General features: G+C 66.6%; 15 protein-coding genes. 4 read left to right on the plus strand and 11 right to left on the minus strand.

What is annotated here, in order from left to right; translation table 11 throughout:
• Window positions 1-120: 120 nt before the first annotated feature.
• From cydC to L0966_RS08470, 6 genes are all read right to left on the minus strand, one after another.
• Window positions 121-1,794, minus strand: coding sequence for a thiol reductant ABC exporter subunit CydC (gene cydC / locus L0966_RS08445; protein ID WP_234051452.1), 1,674 nt, complete (start codon window positions 1,792-1,794; stop codon window positions 121-123).
• Window positions 1,791-3,554, minus strand: a complete 1,764-nt coding sequence (gene cydD / locus L0966_RS08450; RefSeq protein ID WP_234051453.1) for a thiol reductant ABC exporter subunit CydD — start codon at window positions 3,552-3,554, stop codon at window positions 1,791-1,793. The genes cydC and cydD overlap by 4 nt, the downstream gene beginning before the upstream one ends.
• Before the next feature lie 83 nt (window positions 3,555-3,637).
• Complete coding sequence (locus L0966_RS08455) at window positions 3,638-3,889, minus strand: hypothetical protein (RefSeq protein ID WP_234051454.1); 252 nt, start codon at window positions 3,887-3,889, stop codon at window positions 3,638-3,640.
• A gap of 11 nt (window positions 3,890-3,900) precedes the next feature.
• Entirely contained in the window at window positions 3,901-5,085 is a 1,185-nt protein-coding gene (gene cydB / locus L0966_RS08460) for a cytochrome d ubiquinol oxidase subunit II (RefSeq protein WP_234051455.1), read from the minus strand.
• Window positions 5,051-6,613, minus strand: coding sequence for a cytochrome ubiquinol oxidase subunit I (locus L0966_RS08465; protein ID WP_234051456.1), 1,563 nt, complete (start codon window positions 6,611-6,613; stop codon window positions 5,051-5,053). The genes cydB and L0966_RS08465 overlap by 35 nt, the downstream gene beginning before the upstream one ends.
• Window positions 6,614-6,844: 231 nt before the next feature.
• Window positions 6,845-7,393 carry a cupin domain-containing protein gene (locus L0966_RS08470; protein WP_234051679.1) on the minus strand — a complete coding sequence of 183 codons (549 nt, stop codon included), beginning with the start codon at window positions 7,391-7,393 and terminating at the stop codon, window positions 6,845-6,847.
• Window positions 7,394-7,549: 156 nt separating this feature from the next.
• On the opposite strand from L0966_RS08470, the gene L0966_RS08475 reads away from it, so the two are divergent.
• Window positions 7,550-8,881, plus strand: coding sequence for an aspartate aminotransferase family protein (locus L0966_RS08475; RefSeq protein ID WP_234051457.1), 1,332 nt, complete (start codon window positions 7,550-7,552; stop codon window positions 8,879-8,881).
• 193 nt (window positions 8,882-9,074) lie between these two features.
• Here the strand turns inward: L0966_RS08475 and L0966_RS08480 are convergent, their stop codons facing one another.
• From L0966_RS08480 to L0966_RS08500, 5 genes are all read right to left on the minus strand, one after another.
• Complete coding sequence (locus L0966_RS08480; protein ID WP_234051458.1) at window positions 9,075-10,325, minus strand: allantoate amidohydrolase; 1,251 nt, start codon at window positions 10,323-10,325, stop codon at window positions 9,075-9,077.
• A 138-nt stretch (window positions 10,326-10,463) separates the two neighbouring features.
• The gene (locus tag L0966_RS08485; RefSeq protein WP_234051459.1) at window positions 10,464-11,192 is read right to left on the minus strand and encodes an amino acid ABC transporter ATP-binding protein; all 729 of its coding nucleotides are present in this window, start codon (window positions 11,190-11,192) and stop codon (window positions 10,464-10,466) included.
• A complete protein-coding gene (locus L0966_RS08490) occupies window positions 11,179-11,829 on the minus strand; it encodes an amino acid ABC transporter permease (RefSeq protein ID WP_234051460.1) in 651 nt (216 codons plus the stop codon). Before L0966_RS08490 ends, L0966_RS08485 begins: the two co-directional genes overlap by 14 nt.
• 5 nt (window positions 11,830-11,834) lie before the next feature.
• Complete coding sequence (locus tag L0966_RS08495; RefSeq protein WP_234051461.1) at window positions 11,835-12,497, minus strand: amino acid ABC transporter permease; 663 nt, start codon at window positions 12,495-12,497, stop codon at window positions 11,835-11,837.
• Between the two features lie 35 nt (window positions 12,498-12,532).
• On the minus strand, window positions 12,533-13,327 hold the full coding sequence (locus tag L0966_RS08500) for a transporter substrate-binding domain-containing protein (RefSeq protein WP_370640685.1): 795 nt from the start codon (window positions 13,325-13,327) through the stop codon (window positions 12,533-12,535).
• Between the two features lie 147 nt (window positions 13,328-13,474).
• Between L0966_RS08500 and L0966_RS08505 the strand changes: the two genes are divergently transcribed.
• The 3 genes from L0966_RS08505 to L0966_RS08515 all read left to right on the plus strand — a co-directional run bounded on the left by L0966_RS08505 (window position 13,475) and on the right by L0966_RS08515 (window position 16,978).
• Complete coding sequence (locus L0966_RS08505; protein WP_234051462.1) at window positions 13,475-14,374, plus strand: LysR substrate-binding domain-containing protein; 900 nt, start codon at window positions 13,475-13,477, stop codon at window positions 14,372-14,374.
• Window positions 14,375-14,903: 529 nt separating this feature from the next.
• Window positions 14,904-16,277 carry a diguanylate cyclase gene (locus L0966_RS08510; RefSeq protein ID WP_234051463.1) on the plus strand — a complete coding sequence of 458 codons (1,374 nt, stop codon included), beginning with the start codon at window positions 14,904-14,906 and terminating at the stop codon, window positions 16,275-16,277.
• Between the two features lie 161 nt (window positions 16,278-16,438).
• A complete protein-coding gene (locus tag L0966_RS08515) occupies window positions 16,439-16,978 on the plus strand; it encodes a MarR family winged helix-turn-helix transcriptional regulator (protein ID WP_234051464.1) in 540 nt (179 codons plus the stop codon).
• Window positions 16,979-17,243: the final 265 nt, after the last annotated feature.

Raw genomic sequence — 17,243 nt, forward strand, 5'->3', positions numbered from 1 at the left:
ACGTTGGCGCGGGCCATAGGCCATGTAGCTCGCGGGGGAAAGGGCAAGCTCGGGCTCCCGCCCACCGGCGGCGTTGCAGGCCAGCATTCAGAACGGCGTGATCTCAGCCTGCAGGCGCGTTCACGCCACGCGCCGCCCCGCCTCGATCCGCACGATCTCGTCCGCGAACTCGGATGCCGCAACCGGATCGTGAGTGATGAGGATCACCGTTCGCCCGGCCGTGGCCTGGGCCAGCGAAGCGAGCAGGCGGCGCGAGGTGGTGGCATCGAGATTTTCGGTGGGCTCGTCAAGCACCAGGATCAGCGGTGCCCGAAGCAATGCGCGCGCGACCACGAGCCGGCGTGCCTGCCCCGCCGACAGCCGCGCGCCGCCCTCGCCGATCCAGGTGTCGAGCCCGGCCGGCAGCTCCGTCACGAAAGCGGCAAGCTGCGCCTGCTCCAGCGCGCGCCCCATGGCCCCCTCGTCCGCGTCCGGCGCGGCGATCAGCAGATTGTCGCGGATGGTGCCGTTGAAAAGCTGCGCATCCTGGGCCGCGACACCCACCAGCCGGCGCAGATCCTCAGGCTGGTAGCGCCTCAGATCATGGCCGCCCAGCCGGATCTCACCCTCATACTCGAAGAACCGCAGCAGCAGCCGGCCGACGGAGCTCTTGCCCGCGCCGCTCGGCCCGAGAAGGGCCACATGGCGGCCGCTGGGGATGGTGAGGTCGAGCCCATCGAGCGCCAGCGGCGCGTCGGCGCCATAGCGCAGGCGAACCGTCGAGAAATCCAGGCCGCCATCCTGCGGAACCGGCGAAGGCTCCGGGCCGGCGACGATGGCGGGGGTGCGGTCCGCAAGATCGAACAGCCGGCGCGCGGCGGCCATCACCTCGCCCCACCGCTGCATGGCCGCCGGAAGCGGGGCCACCGCCTCGAAGCTCGCGAGGGCCGCCAGGGTCAGCGCCGGCACCATGGCCGGCGCCAGTCCCGAGGCCGCGACACTCGCCGCGGACAGCAATGCCGCCGCCCAAAGCGCAAAGCCCGCGCACAGCCCCACTGCCGCTTCCGCCCATGTGCCGGAAATGGAGGCGCGGCGCTGCGCCTCCACCAGCGCCTCGCTCTGGGCCGAAATCGCCGCCAGCTGTCGCTCTACCGCGCCCGCGGCCCGCAAATCCGTGGCGCCCTGCAGCGCATCCACCACCGCCACGCGCAACTGCGCGCGCAACGCCACCGCGTCCGCCCCGGGCGCCGCCGCCGCGCGCCGCGCGAGGGCGGGCCCCACCGCGCCGGCGCAGACCAGAAGCACCCCCACCACAAGGCCGGTCGCGGGATGCAGCGCCAGCAGCACCGCCACCACGACCACACAGCACGCCACCGCCACCGCGATCGGCGCGCCAAGGCGCAGATAGGCATGCTGCAGCGTGTCCACATCCGCCTGAAGGCCGGTGGCGAGGTCGGCGCCCCGCTTGTCCATCAGCTCGGCCGGCGCCAGCGGCTCCAGCCGCTGGAACAGCCACAATCGCAAGCCCGCCAGCAGCCGGAAGGTCGCCTCGTGGCTCAGCAGCCGTTCGCCATAGCGCCCGCCGGTTCGCAGGATGGCGAATAACCGGATCCCCGCCGACGGCAGGAAATAATTCATGATGCCGGTGCTCACCCCGGCAATGGCCATGGACGCGATGAACCACCCGGCGACGGTCATGAGACCGATACTGGCCAGCACGGTGATGCTGGCCACCACGCCTGCAAGCACCATCCAGCCACGATAGGGCCGCGCGAGGCCGATGAGCCGGCGCATGATCGCCACATCCGCGCTCATGGCTGCAACCCCGCATCCCGCAACAGCTGAGCGAAGCGGTGGCCATCCGCCTCCAGCGCCTCGCGCCGGCCCTGCTCCACGATCTTCCCGCCATCCATGAAGATCACGCGATCCGCGAGTTGGACCGTGGCCAGCCGGTGGGCGATCACCAAGCTCGTCCGGTTGGGCGCGAGACGGCGAATGGCCTCGGTGACGACGGCCTCGGTCTCGCGGTCCAGGCCCGCGGTGCCTTCGTCCAGCACGGCCAACGGCGCATCCGCCTTCAAGAAGGCACGCGCAAGAGCGATGCGCTGCACCTGCCCGCCAGAGAGGGTCTGCCCATGCTCGCCCAATGGCGTGTCGTAGCCCTGGGGCAAGGCGGTGATGAAGCCGTCCGCCGCCGCCAGGCCCGCAGCCGCGCGCGCGGCCTCCGCCGTAATGGCAGGGTCGCCGAGCCGGATATTGTCGAGCACGGTGCCTGCGAACATATGCGGCCGCTGGGGCACCAGGGCCACATGGCGCATCCAGTATTCCGGCTCTATGGCGGAAAGGTCGTAGCCCGCGGCGCTCACGCGCCCGGCCTGCGGGCGGATAAAGCCGAGCAGCAACGCCAGAAGCGTGCTTTTGCCCGCCCCACTTGGCCCCACAAGGGCGGTGATCTCGCCCGGCTCCAGGCGCAGCGAGACGTTCTCGACCGCCGGCCGCCCGGGCTCCCAGGCGAAGGAGACGTCTTCCATTTGGAGCGTGAGCGGCGCGGCAAGAGTCGGCTGCAGGGTGCCTTCCGGCTCGGGCTCTTCGTTCAGAATGTCGACGATCCGCTCGGCGGCCGCCAGGGCTTCCATGCGGGCATGATAGTCCACGCCGAGCTGGCGGAGCGGCGCGTAGAATTCAGGCGCCAACAGCAGCACGAAGAAACCCGCCTCGAAGCCCAGATCCCCGTCCAGCAGCCGAAAGCCGATCAGCACCGCAACCAGGGCAATGGCCACAGTTGCGAAGAATTCCAGAGCCAGCGACGACAGGAACGCGATCCGCAGCACCGCCATGGTGCTGACACGATAATCCTCCGAAGCCTGCGCAAGACGCTCCGCCTCGCGCCCGCTGGCATTGAGCGCTTTCAGGGTCGTCAGTCTTTGCAGGCCATCGAGCAGCTGGGCAGACAGCCGGGTGAGGCGCCGCCATTGCTTACGGCTCGCATGCTCCGCGCCAAGACCCAGCAGCACCATGAACAGGGGAATGACCGGCGCCGTCACCAGCAGCACAACGCCCGAAATCCAGTCGCTCGGGAGCACCACAGCGAGGATGATCAGTGGCAGCGCCGCCAGGATGCCGGCGTGGGCGAGGAAGCGGGCCACGTAGGGCTCAAGCGCATCCACCCCCTCCACCACCAAAGTGGCCGCCTCACCCGACGCCCGCCCGGAAAGGCGGGCGGGACCGAGGGCTTGAAGGTGCCGCAGCAGGTCGGCGCGAACCTGGGCCTTCAGCCGCGCGGCGGCCCCGAGGGCGCCGCGATCTGCGGTGGAGGCGAGGAAGAAGCGCAGAAGCAAAATCACCGGAATGGGCAACAGCCACGGCAAGACCGATGCGAAACCGGCACCCGCCATGACGACAGGCGTGATCGCGTGCGCCAGCAGCCACGCCTGCGGCACCACCAGCGCCGCCGCGAGCGCACCGAGCACAGCCGCCCGGCGGATCGAGCGGCCGGCGGCAGCCTGTGCCTGCCCACGCAGCCACCGCTCGACCACCCGGCTCGGCCGATGGGGCGGGTTCGAAGTGTCGGCCATGGCGTCGGCGTTTTGGGGCGCGGCGGCGGAGGCCGCGCCCGACAAGGCGTCCTGCGAGACCGAGGAAGGGAGATCCGCGGTGTTCAGGCGTGGGTTCCGCCAACCGGACGTGTGGGGGCGTTGCCCGCCACGACGCCCACCACATCCCCCTCGGCGGAGGCATTGGCCGCATCTTCCTGCGCCTCGAACAGCACGCCGGCGGAAGAGGCGACGAGGATCATGAAGCCCGTGCCGAGAAACCAGCACATGTACCAGGGCCCATAATCACCGATGATGATCCCCAGTAGGACGGCAAGACCCGCGACCACCAGGGCGATGATGTAATTCAGGAGCATGGTTGGTCTCCTCAGAGCGCGTGGTCGGAGGCTTCGATCTGCTTCGGATCGATTTTGCCACGCATCACCCAGAACGCCCAGCTGGTGTACCAGATGATGAGCGGCATGAAGATTAGCGTGAAGCCCAGCATCCACGACAGCGTCCGCAGGCTCGAACCCGAGTTCCAGATGCTGAGGCTATGCGACGGGTTCGAGATCGACGGCATCAGGAAGGGGAACATGGCCGCTCCCACCGTGCCCATGACGCCGATCCAGGCCAGCACGCCGAACCACCAGCCCACCAGGGGCCGGCGACCGAGGTGAGCGAGCACGCCCACGATGATCGCGGCATAAGCGAGACCCGGGAACACCCACAGCACCGGATGGCGGAAATAGTTGGCCAGCGCCGCGCCGGGCACATAGGCCACCTGCTGGTGGAGAGGCGTCTGCGCCGCTTCCGGCGCCGGACCCGACACCAGCTCGTAGCCGCTCATGGTCGAGAACCACAGGCCAGCGACGGAGAAGACCACCAGCGCCACGATGCCGAAGGTGATCGCGGCCTTGCGGGCCCGCGCCGAGACCGGGTCGGTTGAGCCGCTCGCCAGGCAGCTGCCGCCCATATAGATGGCCAGCGACACCGACATCAGCCCGCACAGGATGGCGAACGGGTTGAAGAGAGAGATGAAGCTGCCCGTATAGTAGGAGGTGAGCCGCCAGTCGAAGTGGAATGGAACACCCTGCAGCACGTTGCCGATGGCGGCGCCGAACACCAGCATGGGCACGAAGCCGCTGATGAAGAGCGTGGCATCCCACACCGCGCGCCAGCGCTCGGACGGCATCTTGCTGCGATACTCGAAGCCGAGAGGCCGCACGATCATGCTCCACAGGAGCACGAGCATGACGATGTAGAAGCCCGAGAAGGCGGTGGCATACACCAGCGGCCAGGCGGCGAAGATGGCGCCGCCGCCGAGGATGAACCACACCTGGTTGCCGTCCCAGTGGGGGCCGATGATGTTCAGCGCCACGCGCCGTTCGGCATCAGTGCGGCCCACATAGCGCAGCAGCGTGCCCACGCCCATGTCCATGCCGACCATGGCACCGATGCCGGTGAGCAGGACGCCCAGCAGCACCCACCACAGCACCTTGAGAACGGCATACGCCTCGAAAGCAAAGCCTTCCATCTCAGTAGGCCCCCGCCAGCCGAACCGCACCCACATGCCCGGGCTCCTCGGGGCCCTTGCGGATGAAGTGCACCATCAGGAAGATCTCGACGATCGCGAAGATCGTGTAGAGCAGCACGAAGCCCGTCAGCGAGAAGACCATGTAGCCGACGCTATGGGTCGAGGCCGACAGCCAGGTGGGCAGCAGCTCATACACGGTCCAGGGCTGGCGCCCCACCTCCGCCACCACCCAGCCGAACTCGCAGGCGATGTACGGGACCGGGATCATCAGCACCGCGATCCACTGGAACCAGCGCTGGGTCTGCACCTTGTTGGTCAGAGACATCAGCGCCGCGAGGACCATGTAGGCCAGCAGCAGGAAGGCGATGCCCACCATCACGCGGAACGACCAGAACACCAGCCACACTTCGGGAATGGTGTCGCGCGCGGCACGGGCAATGTCGGCGTCGGTGGCCTTCATCACATCGCCGTCGGCCGCATAACGCTGCACAAGGAAGCCGTAGCCCACATCCTTCGCATGGGCCTGGAACTGCGCCAGGGCCGCGGCGTCGTTGGGATTCGCGCTCAACGTCTCCATCGCCTTCACGGCGGGGATGCCATTGCGGATGCGATCCATGGCCTGGGCTTCGAGCTGGTCCGCGGCCGGCAGGGTTCCGCTCAACGAATGGGTGACCAGCAGCGACAGCATCGCCGGAATCTCCACCGGGAACAGGTTGCGCTGCTGTTCCTGGTCGGGGAAGGCGATGAGGGTCAGCGGCATGGGCGGCTTGTCGGCCGTCCACAGGGCTTCCATCGCCACCAGCTTGGTGGGCTGCACGTGGGCACCCACATAGCCGAGCGCGTCACCCAGGGTGATGACGCCGGGAGCGCCCAGCAGGCCGAAAATGGCGCCGACGCGGAAGGAGCGCCTGGCGAACTCCAGGTGCCGACCGCGCAGCATGTACCAGGCACTGACACCGCACACGAAGACCGCGGCGGTGATGTAGCCGGCGAGCACCGTGTGCACGAACTTGGCCTGGGCGTCCGGATTGAAGAACAGGGCGCCGAAGCTGTCGAGCTCCATGCGCATGGTCACCGGATTGAAGCTGGCACCGGCCGGATGCTGCATGAAGCTGTTGGCCACCAGGATCCACAGCGCCGAGAGGTTGGAGCCCAGCGCCACCAGGTAGGTGACGAACAGGTGCTGCCCCTTCGACATGCGGTCCCAGCCGAACACCATCAGGCCGATGAAGGTGGATTCCAGGAAGAAGGCCATCAGGCCCTCAATGGCCAGCGGGGCACCGAAGGTGTCGCCGACGAAGCTGGAATAGAAGGACCAGTTGGTGCCGAACTCGAACTCCATGGTGAGGCCAGTGGCCACGCCGAGCGCGAAGTTGATGAGCAGCAGCTTGGTCCAGAACTGCGCCATCGACTTGTAGATCTCGCGACCGGTGGTCACGTAGATCGTTTCCATCACCGCGAGCAGCACGGTGAGGCCCAAGGTCAGTGGCACAAAGAGGAAGTGGTAGAGCGCCGTGGCCGCGAACTGAATCCGCGACAAATCCACGACAAGGTCGTTCACCATCACAAGCCCCCCCCTTGCGCGACGGCGTACCCGCCGGTGACCCAAAAGGGCCCCGGACGGATGACAAGACTCCCAGATCGTACCGGGAGAATGGGTGATACCTCTCGGATTCGTCAACCACTTAACACCATTTTAAGCTGCGTCATCGGGACGGCTTGCCTCGACGCGATGCTTGCAGTTTAAATAGCGCTTCAAACACAGGTTGTTCGCCGGCTTCGGGAGAGGCGCGGCTCAGAAGGTCGGCGGCGTGCAGGCACTGACCACTTCGCACGGCACCGGGCCCACGCAGCGGAAGCGGTGCGGCCGGCGACTTTCGAAATAATAGCCGTCGCCGGGCCCCAGGATGCGGCGCTCCGCTCCCACCGTCACTTCCAGCCGTCCGCTGAGAACGATGCCCCCCTCCTCGCCGTCATGCTCCAGGGGAATCACCCCGGTATCGGCGCCGGGCTGGTAGCACTCCTTCAATATTTGAAGGCTGCGGCCGAACAGGCTCTCCCCCACCAGGCGGAAGGAGATGGGCCCCTTGCCGATCTCCACCAGTTCGTCCGCCCGGTAGAACGCCTTTTTCGGCGGCGCGGGCACGATGGCGAAGAAGTCCGCCAGGCTGATGGGAATGCCGTCGAGGATGCGCTTCAAGGCGCCGACGGAGGGATTGCTCTTGTTCGCTTCGATGAGGGAGATGGTGGAATTGGCCACCCCCACCCGTTTGGCGAGCTCCCGCTGCGAGAGCTTGTGAAGCTCGCGCACATAACGCAGCCGCCCGCCCAGATCCTCCGCCACGGCCAAGTCCCCCACCGGCTGTTGCAGTCGTTGCGTGATGCGCAACAGGCTACACCTGGGCCTCGTATTTTCAATGGGTTATTTATTTTGAAAAAAGGACTTGTTGCGCGTTTTGCGGCGTGGTCTGCCTGCTCCACCTCGAACCAGGGGATCATCATGACCACCGGCAAGCCCAACACGCCGAGCCTCTCGAATTACTGGATGCCGTTCACCGCCAATCGGCAGTTCAAGGCGGCACCGCGCCTGCTCGCGGCGGCTGAGGGCATGTACTACACCACCGATGACGGCCGCCGCATGCTGGACGGCACCGCCGGCCTGTGGTGCGTGAATGCCGGCCACGGCCGCCGCCGCATCGCCGAGGCGGTGGAGCGCCAGCTGTCCGTTATGGATTACGCGCCCTGCTTCAATATGGGCCACCCCATCGCCTTCGAATTCGCGGAAAAGCTGGCCGCCATCGCGCCCGGCGGGCCGGACGCGCAGATGGACCGCGTGTTCTTCACCGGCTCCGGATCCGAATCGGTGGAAACGGCGCTGAAGATCGCCATCGCTTATCAGCGCGCCATCGGCCAGGGCACCCGCACCCGCATCATCGGCCGCGAGAAGGCCTATCACGGCGTCGGCTTCGGCGGCATCTCGGTGGGCGGGCTGGTGAACAACCGCCGCATGTTCCCGCAGATCCCCGCGGACCACATGCGCCACACCCTCGACGTCTCCCGCAACGCCTTCACCAAGGGGCTGCCCGAGCACGGCGCTGAGCTGGCGGATGACCTTGAGCGCCTGGTGGCGCTGCATGGCGCGGAGACCATCGCCGCCGTCATCGTGGAGCCCATGTCCGGTTCGGCCGGCGTGATCCTGCCCGCCAAGGGCTATCTGGAGCGGCTGCGCGAGATCGCCACCCGGCACGGCATCCTGCTTATTTTCGATGAGGTCATCACCGGCTTCGGCCGCGTGGGCGCGCCTTTTGCCACCGATTATTTCGGTGTCACGCCCGACATCGTCACCACCGCCAAGGGCATCACCAACGGCACCATTCCCATGGGCGCCGTGTTCGTGAAGCGCGGCGTGCACGATGCGCTGATGACCGGGCCGGAAAACGCCATCGAGCTGTTCCACGGCTATACCTATTCCGGCCATCCGGTGGCCTGCGCCGCCGGCATCGCCACGCTGGAGGTCTATGCCGAGGAAAAGCTGCTGACCCGCGGCGGTGAGCTGTCCGAGACCTGGCAGGAGACCATGCGCGCCCTGAAGGGCCTGCCCCACGTCATCGACATCCGCAATATCGGCCTGGTCGCCGGCATCGAGCTGGAGCCTCGACCCGGCGCGCCCGGCGCGCGCGCCTATGAGGTTTTCCTGGATTGCTTCGAGAAGGGCGTGCTCATCCGCGCCACCGGCGACGTGCTGGCCATCTCCCCGCCCCTCATCATTGAGAAGGAGCAGATCGCGGAGATCGCCGACCGCGTGGCCGACGCCATCCGCCGGACAGCCTGATGCCAAAGGCCCCTGAACGTGAGTCATGAGCCTTTGCTCATGGGCCTCTCATCTCGGGCCTTTGGTTACGCCCGCGCAGCGCTTGAGCGTGACCCACCTGGCGACGGTCGAAGACCGGGGCCGATGGTGTAAGCCGCCCCGCCCTGCGTTGTGAGAGTTGGAGCCCGGCGGCGGAAACGCGGCCGGGCTTCGTTCATCGCGGCACGAAATGCGCCAGCGCCGAGAGCAGAACATCGGCGCCGGCGGCCACATCCTCTTCATCCACATGCTCGGCCGGATGGTGGCTGATGCCGCCCCGGCAGCGCACGAAAATCATGGCGATGTCGGTAAGGTCGATCATGGCCATGCCGTCATGCCCCGCCCCGCTGGGCAGCTCCAGCACCCGGTGGCCGGCCCCTCGGATCGCCTCGGCGAGCTGGGCCCGCAGCCAGGGGGCGCACTGGGCGGTGCCGTTGTCATGGGTCTTGATGATGCGCGCCTTCAGGCCCCGGCGGGCGGCGATCTCGTCAATGGCATCCACCACGTCGGACACCGTCTCGCGGCGCTGGGCATCGTCGGCGGCGCGGATGTCGATGGTGAAGACGGCGCGGCCGGGAATGACATTGGTGGCGCCGGGCAGCGCCTCCATCTGACCTACGGTGCCCACCACGCCGAGCCCCGCGCGCGCCAGCTCCTCCACCGCCAGCACGCATTCGGCGGCGCCCGCCAGGGCATCGCGCCGCAGCGTCATGGGCACGGTGCCGGCATGGCCCGCCATGCCCTCCAGCTCCACCCGGAAGCGGCTGGCCCCGCTGATGGCGGTGACGACGCCCACCGGTAGGCCCTCCGCCTCCAGCACCGGCCCCTGCTCGATATGCAGTTCGAGATAGGCGAGCACGTCCGAACGCCGCCGCGCCGCGCGGCCCACCCGCGCCGGATCGAGACCGAAGGCGGTCATGGCCGCGCGCACCGAGACGCCGTGGGCGTCCCTGGCCTCCAGCGTGCCTTCGTCGAAGGTGCCCGCCACCGCGCGGCTGCCGAGCAGGGTGGAGGAAAAGCGCACGCCTTCCTCATCACAAAAGCCCACCACCTCAATGGCATAAGGCAGGCGCGTGCCCACTGCCGACAGCGCTGCCACGCATTCAATGCCGGTGATGACGCCCAAGGGTCCGTCCCATTTGCCGGCATTGCGCACGGTGTCGTAATGGGAGCCGACCATGAGGGCCGGCGCGCCCGGCGCATCGCCTTCATAGCGGCCCACCACATTGCCGATCTCGTCGAGGCGCGCGGCCATGCCGGCCTCGCGCATCCAGCCGAGGATGAGGTCTGCCGCCCGGCGGTGCTCGGGCGAGAAGGCGATGCGCGTCACCTCCCCGTCCCGCTCCGAGATGCGGGCCAGTTCCGCGATGCGGCGGACGATGCGCGCCGCCATTTCGGCGGGCCGCGCCATATGCGCTCGCTCCATGGTGCGATATCCTCCCCTGTTCATGGCCTGCCTCTCCATTCGGGGCACGAGGGCTCCTTGCCGCTCCGCGTGAGGCGCGGAGCGGATGCCGATGTCTTGGGTCTCAAGCGGCAGCGCGCTGCCGGCGGTCGTTCGCGCCTAGTTCTGGTGCCCGACGAACTGGGCCAGCTCGGGCGTCGCGGGATTGGCGAACAGCGCCTTGGGCGGGCCTTCCTCGTGCACGCGGCCCTGGTGCATGAAGACCAGCTTGGTGCCCACCTCGCGCGCGAAGCGCATTTCGTGGGTCACCAGGATCAGGGTCATGCCCTCACTGGCGAGTTGCTCCACCACCTTGAGCACCTCGTTCACCAGCTCCGGATCGAGGGCCGATGTGATCTCGTCACACAGCAGTACGGTGGGGCGCATGGCCAGCGAGCGTGCGATGGCCACGCGCTGCTGCTGGCCGCCGGAGAGCTGACTTGGATAAGAGTCGAACTTGCCGGCGAGCCCCACTTTTTCCAGCAGCGCCTCGGCCATGGCGCGGGCCTCGCCCTTCTGCTCCTTCACGACCACGGTCGGGGCGAGCATGATGTTTTCGCCGGCCGTCAAATGGGGGAACAGGTTGAACTGCTGGAACACCATGCCCACGTGGCGGCGCAGGGTGCGCAGATCGGTCTTGCCGTCGCCCACCGCCATGCCATCCACCGTGATGGCGCCGGCCTGATAGGTCTCCAGCCCGTTGATGCAGCGCAGGAGCGTGCTCTTGCCCGAGCCCGAGCGGCCAATGATGGCCACCACGTCGCCGCGCCCCACATCCAGCGACACGCCCTTGAGGACCTCTTGCGCGCCATAGCTCTTGCGCACGTCCCTGATGCTAACGAGCGACATTGAGGCGACCCTCCAGACGTTTGGAATACCAGGACAGCGGGAAGCAAAGGGCGAAGTAGATCAGCGCCACCAGCGAGTAGACGAGGAAGGGCTGGAAGGTGACGTTGTTGAGCATGGTGCCGGCCTTGGTCAGCTCCACGAAGCCGATGATGGAGGCGAGCGCCGTGCCCTTCACCACCTGCACCGAGAAGCCGACGGTGGGCGCCACCGCAATCTTCAGCGCCTGGGGCAGGATGACGTAGCGCATCTGCTCCCAGTAGGTGAGCGCCAGGCTCTCAGAGGCCTCCCACTGGCCCTTGGGGATGGATTCCACGCAGCCGCGCCAGATCTCGGCGAGGAAAGCGGAGGTCCAGAAGGTGAGCGCCAGCCAGGCCGCGACCCAGGGGCTCACCTCGATGTCGAACAAGGCAACGCCGAAGAAGAACAGGAAGAGCTGCATGAGCAGCGGCGTGCCCTGAAACAGCTCGATATAGCCGATGGACAGAACACGCAGCGTCTTGCTGTGAGAGACACGGGCCAGCAGCAGCAAAAGCCCCACGAAGCCGCCGCTGACGAAGGCGATGAGCGACAGAAGAATGGTCCAGCGCGTCGCCAGCAGCAGGTTTTGCAGGATGATCCAGAAGCTGAAATCGCTCATGGCCCTCACCCTTTCGGGAACATCGCCCGGCCGATGCCGCGCAGAAGCGCGCGCAGGCCAATGGCGAGCAGGAGATAGAGAAAGGCGGCGACGATATAGACCTCAAACGCCCGGAAGTTCCGCGACTGGATATAGTTGGCCGCGTAAGTGAGATCCTCCGCCGAGATCTGCGACACCACCGCCGAACCGAGCATCACAATGACGATCTGCGAGGACAGTGCTGGATAAACCTTCATGAGCGCCGGCTTCAGCACGATGTGGCGGAAGATCTCCCACCGGCTCATGGCCAAGGAGGCGCCTGCCTCCAGATGGCCCTTGGGCACCGCCTCGATGCCGGCCCGGATGATCTCGGTGGAATAGGCGCCGAGATTGATGACCATGGCAATGAAGGCGGCCACATCTTCCGACAACTTCACCCCCAGGGCCGGAAGCCCGAAGAAGATGAAGAAAAGCTGCACGATAAACGGCGTGTTGCGGATGATCTCCACATAGACCCGCGTCACCGCGCCGGCCCATTTCGGCCCGAAGGTGCGGGCCCAGGCCCCCGCCGTGCCGAGCGCGAGCCCCGCCACGGTGGAGGTGAGGGTGAGGACGATGGTGAACACCAGTCCCCGGGCGAACACATCCCAATAGGGAAGAAGATCGCCAAAGTTCAGTTGCTGGATCACGGCTCCGCTCCCTGGCGATCAGCTGGGGTGCGGGCTCAGAAATTGGCGGGCAAGGGCGCCTTCAGCCAGGTTTCAGAGAATTTGGCCAGCGTGCCATCCGCCTTCGCCTTCGTGATGATCTCATTCACCTTGGCGAGCAGCGCCGGCTCATCCTTGTTCAGACCCACATAACAGGGGCTGTCCTTGATGACGAACTTCAACTCCGGCTTGCGGCTGGGGCTCTTCTCCGCCACCGTGGCGGCCACCGTATTGCCGGTTGCGATATAGTCCACCTGGCCGGAAATGAAGGCGGAAACGGTGGCGTTGTTGTCCTCGAAGCGCTTTACCGTGGCGTCAGCGGGGGCGAGCTTGGTCAGCTCCTGTTCCTCGATGGCGCCGCGCGTGGCGCCCACCGTCTTGCCCGAGAGGCCCGCCGCCGCTGTCACGCCGTCACCGTTCAGGCCATAGACGCCCGAGAAGAAGGGGGCGTAAGGCACGGAAAAGTCGATCACCTTCTCCCGCTCGGGATTCTTGCCTAGGCTGGAGATGACCAGATCCACCTTGTGGGTCTGCAGATAGGCGATGCGGTTGGCGCTGGTGACGGGAACGAGCTGCGCCTTCACGCCCAATTGCTTGGCGATGTAATTGGCCATGTCGATGTCATAGCCGCGCGGCTGAAGGTCCGGCCCCACCGAGCCGAAGGGCGCGAAGTCCTGCGGCACCGCGATGCGGATCACCTTCGCCTTCTCGATCTCGGCGAGCGTATCGGCCTGGGCCGGCAGAGCGGCGGAGGCGAAGACCGCGCCGGCAAGGGCGAGAGCCGTGCATTTGGCGGCAGCGCGCATGACCATGTTCATGGAAGACATCCTTATCCCCGAAACAGCCTGGAAGGTCGCCCGTGTCGCCAGGGGGAATGCCCCTCGGTGCCGAGCGTTGATGCGACTGTCGCTCCGGCGTATGAATATGTCCAATATATGATTGAACTAGATTGATATGCCATGGATATTGATCTGAGACAGCTGCGCTATTTCCTGGCGGTGGCGGAGGAGCTCTCCTTCACCCGCGCGGCGCAGCGCCTGAACATGTCGCAGCCGCCCCTTTCCCAGGCCATCGCCCAATTGGAGGCGGGGTTGAAGACGCGCCTGTTCGCCCGCACCAGCCGGCGCGTGGAGCTGACCGCCGCCGGCCAGGAGATGGAGGCCCAGGCGCGCGCCCTGCTGGCCCAGGCGGAACGGGCACAGCAGCAGGTGATGTCCGTGGGCGCGGGCCACTCGGGCAAGATCGAGATCGGCGCCACCGGCACCATTTTGCGCGGCGGCCTTGCCCGCTGGCTCGCCGACTACCGGCGCCAGGCGCCGCAGGTGCGCACGGTGATTTACGAGCAGGCCCCCGCCCTGCAGGTGAAGGACGTGCTGGAGCACCGCACCGACATCAGCTTCAACCGCACCGACATCGGCCTGGACCGCTCAGTGGCCCGGCACCCGGAGCTGGGCTGCACCCTGGCGTGGCGCGAAAGCATCTCGGTGATCCTGCCCCTCGGCCACGCGCTCGCCGCGCAGCCCGTGGTGGCCCTCGCGGATCTGGCCGACGACGAACATGTGATGCTGCACCCTGAATCTTCGGAATTCGCGCGCTATATCCAGAGAAGCTGCGTGGAAGCCGGCTTTCTGCCGCGGGTTTCGCAGCAGGTGGTGGATTCCCAGTCCATTCCCAGCCTCATCGCCGCCGGCTTCGGGGTGGCCCTGGTGCCATCCTCCACCGCGCGCTTCACCAGCGACGAGGTGGTGTTCCGCCCAGTCACGCCGGTTTTGGTGGCAGATGTATACATGATCTATCGCCTGCGGGAGCAATCCCCTGCCGTCCACGAATTCCTGCGCTGGCGGAGTGAATCACTCTAAACTTGGCGCGAATTTTGGCTAACTTCCGCAAAGTAATCACCCACATGGACCGTGAGAGCCCTGAGACACAAGCGCGCATATGGTCACTTTCACACGAGGAAACACTCAATATATTTGTTTGATCCATATCAAATAAAATATATTCTCAAAACATAAGCCACCTCAACATGACCCACACGACAACAACCCTTTCCGATGGTGCTGCAACGGGGGCATCCGGGCAAGGTTGCGGGTGACATAGTGGGGCGCGGCCGCGCGAAAGACATCGCCTGCGGAAGACGACGCGGGGCCGCGGGTGAAGCCACCACCAGCCATTGCCAGCCGATCCCAGCACCTGCGGACGAGGTCGGGCGGCTTGCCGCGACCAGATCCACGAGCCGCCCCTTCCGCGCTCCGGCTGGGTGCTTGCGCTTCCCCATGGAGCAAAACTATCGTCAGGGGAAAATATTGCGCAACTTGAACCGGCGTGGCGCGGGGCATTCCGGATGCCCGGCACCGTTTTCCGCCGCTCCACATAAGGGTCATCACCATGCAGAGCTCCGATCTCAACGGGCCGGTGGCAAACTGGTACGCGCGCCCGGAGGCCGCCTCGGACACGCACGCCATCATCGAAAAGCTCATGACCACCCATGCGACGAAGCTGGTGGGCATCTTCTATGAGACGTTCATGGAGGATCCGGAGGGCGCCAATTTCCTGAGCCACCAGATGGTGGAAACGCGCTTGGTCCATTCCCTCAAGCAATGGCTGCTGGATCTGTTCGCGGCCCCGGAGGCCGAGACCCAGAGGAAGATCGGCGAGGTGCATGCCCGCATCAAGCTGCCATTTGGCCTCGTCATCAAGGGCGCGGCCCTGTTGAAGGCCGAAATGGCCGACCTTCTGGTGAAAAGCGACCTGGACCGTGCCGGCCTGGCCTCAGCCATGGTCTTCGTGGATGCGCGGATGGACTGGGCCATGGGCCTCATGAGCGAGGCCTACATGCAGGGCTCCATGCGCCGCGCCCAGGTGGACGAGGCGTTCCGGCTGTTCGCCGTAGGGCAGGATGTGTCGGTGACGCGCGAAACGCAGAATGCCGCCCTGATGGAGTGGCTGCAATCGGTGCTGTTTCCGCTGCTCGATTCCAGCTCCAATGCCAACCTTATGCCCCTCGGCAAATCGCCCTTCGGCCTGTGGTTCCACCACCGCGCGGGCCTCATCTTCCAGGGTGCGCCGGGGCTTGAGGTCATCTATGGCAACCTGAAGCAGATCGACAACATCGTGCTGCCCAAGCTGCATGAGGCGCGGACCAAGGGCGGCGAGGAGCTGCGCCTGCAACTGGCACGGCTGCGCGCACTGGTGGATGAGATCAAGTTCGTGCTGGGAGACCTGTTTCAGGGCATCGCCGGGGTCGAGGGCGGGCGTGACCCGCTCACCCGCGCGCTCAACCGGCGCTTTCTGCCCACCATTCTCGGGCGCGAGATCTCCATCGCCGCCACCACCGGTTCGCCGTTCACCATCCTCATGGTGGACGTGGACCACTTCAAGCAGATCAACGACCGCTGGGGCCATTCCACGGGCGACTTGGTGTTGCAGCAGGTGGCCGATGTGGTGATGGACACCGTGCGCTTCAACGATTTCGTCTTCCGCTATGGCGGCGAGGAGTTCCTGATCGCACTGGTGGAAGCCAAGGTGGAGGAAGGCTTCGACATCGCCGAGCGGGTGCGCACCCGCCTCGCCGAGCGCCAGCTGCGCCTTTCCGATGGCAGCCACATTCAGGTCACCGCCTCCATCGGCGTGGCCACCTATGGCGGCCACCCGGATTACGTCCAGCTTGTGGATGCCGCCGACCGCGCCCTCTATGCCGCCAAGCGCAGCGGCCGCAACCGCACCATCATCGCCCAGGAGGCTCCCGCCGGCGTGGCGTAGGCCACTGGCCGGCGCCGCCCCGCGCCAGGCGAGGGGCGCGGCGCTGGCCCTCGGCGGCATTTCGTTGTAGCGGTGGATCATCGTCGGCACGGCAGGACTCATCCTCCTGGCAGTGCCGGCGGGCCGCGCCCCTTTCCCGTCCATGCGGAAAAGATGATCCCATGGTGAAATCCTCTCCTGAAGACGCCGAGGCCCCGAAGAGCAGCGGAAAAGGCGGCCCGTCGCAGCGGGAGTGGCGCATCCAGGACCTGGAGGAGCGCCCGGGCTTCCTCATCCGGCGCCTGCACCAGATCCACCTGGCCCTTTTCAACGAGGAATGCTCCGCCGAGCGCATCACGCCCGTGCAGTATTCCGTGCTCACCGCCCTCGACCAGATGGGAACGGTGGAACAGATCGCCCTGTCGCGCGCCGTCGGCCTCGACCGCACCAACATTGCCGATGTGGTGGCGCGCCTTGAAACGCGTGGCCTCATCACCCGCACCATCTCGCCACGCGACCGCAGGATGAAGCTGGTGAGCCTCACCGAAGCCGGCCGCGCCTTGCTGGAGCGGGTGCAGGACAGCGCCGCCCGCGCCCATGAACGCACCGTCGCCGCCCTGCCGCCCGAGGAACGCGAGCGCTTCCTCAAGTCCCTGCGCCTGCTGGTGGCCGCCAATAACGACATCAGCCGCTCGCCCGTGGGCGGTCTCGGCGAGCCCTGAGCGCCAGGCTTCGGGCGCGCCCGCTTATGGCTTGAGCCGCCCCCGCACCGCCAACAGAGCGGCGTGCCGCGTGCTTGCCCGCCAGCTCTCCCACCTGCGTTCCCAACCGCCGCGCCCCTGCGCGGACGCCGCCGTGCCACGGCCTGGTGACGCCGTTTTCACCACGGCATCGCATCGTGCACGCAAAAGCGACGCATTATGCGCATCTTGTAAGCAGAGCAGCTCGCGCGGCTTAGCGCCGCCGCCGGCCCCCATCCTCACATTT

Origin of the sequence: Xanthobacter sp. NM-59, assembly GCF_021401125.1 — a bacterium.
Lineage (GTDB): Bacteria > Pseudomonadota > Alphaproteobacteria > Rhizobiales > Xanthobacteraceae > Xanthobacter.

What these genes read in the sequence shown, in the direction of transcription:
- cydB (WP_234051455.1), bottom strand. Translation starts at nt 5,085, where the DNA reads ATGTGGGTGCGGTTCGGCTGGCGGGGGCCTACTGAGATGGAAGGCTTT.
- L0966_RS08490 (WP_234051460.1), bottom strand. Translation starts at nt 11,829, where the DNA reads ATGAGCGATTTCAGCTTCTGGATCATCCTGCAAAACCTGCTGCTGGCG.
- L0966_RS08475 (WP_234051457.1), top strand. Translation starts at nt 7,550, where the DNA reads ATGACCACCGGCAAGCCCAACACGCCGAGCCTCTCGAATTACTGGATG.
- cydC (WP_234051452.1), bottom strand. Translation starts at nt 1,794, where the DNA reads ATGAGCGCGGATGTGGCGATCATGCGCCGGCTCATCGGCCTCGCGCGG.
- L0966_RS08510 (WP_234051463.1), top strand. Translation starts at nt 14,904, where the DNA reads ATGCAGAGCTCCGATCTCAACGGGCCGGTGGCAAACTGGTACGCGCGC.
- L0966_RS08485 (WP_234051459.1), bottom strand. Translation starts at nt 11,192, where the DNA reads ATGTCGCTCGTTAGCATCAGGGACGTGCGCAAGAGCTATGGCGCGCAA.
- cydD (WP_234051453.1), bottom strand. Translation starts at nt 3,554, where the DNA reads ATGGCCGACACTTCGAACCCGCCCCATCGGCCGAGCCGGGTGGTCGAG.
- L0966_RS08465 (WP_234051456.1), bottom strand. Translation starts at nt 6,613, where the DNA reads ATGGTGAACGACCTTGTCGTGGATTTGTCGCGGATTCAGTTCGCGGCC.
- L0966_RS08455 (WP_234051454.1), bottom strand. Translation starts at nt 3,889, where the DNA reads ATGCTCCTGAATTACATCATCGCCCTGGTGGTCGCGGGTCTTGCCGTC.
- L0966_RS08515 (WP_234051464.1), top strand. Translation starts at nt 16,439, where the DNA reads ATGGTGAAATCCTCTCCTGAAGACGCCGAGGCCCCGAAGAGCAGCGGA.
- L0966_RS08500 (WP_370640685.1), bottom strand. Translation starts at nt 13,327, where the DNA reads ATGGTCATGCGCGCTGCCGCCAAATGCACGGCTCTCGCCCTTGCCGGC.
- L0966_RS08505 (WP_234051462.1), top strand. Translation starts at nt 13,475, where the DNA reads ATGGATATTGATCTGAGACAGCTGCGCTATTTCCTGGCGGTGGCGGAG.
- L0966_RS08480 (WP_234051458.1), bottom strand. Translation starts at nt 10,325, where the DNA reads ATGGAGCGAGCGCATATGGCGCGGCCCGCCGAAATGGCGGCGCGCATC.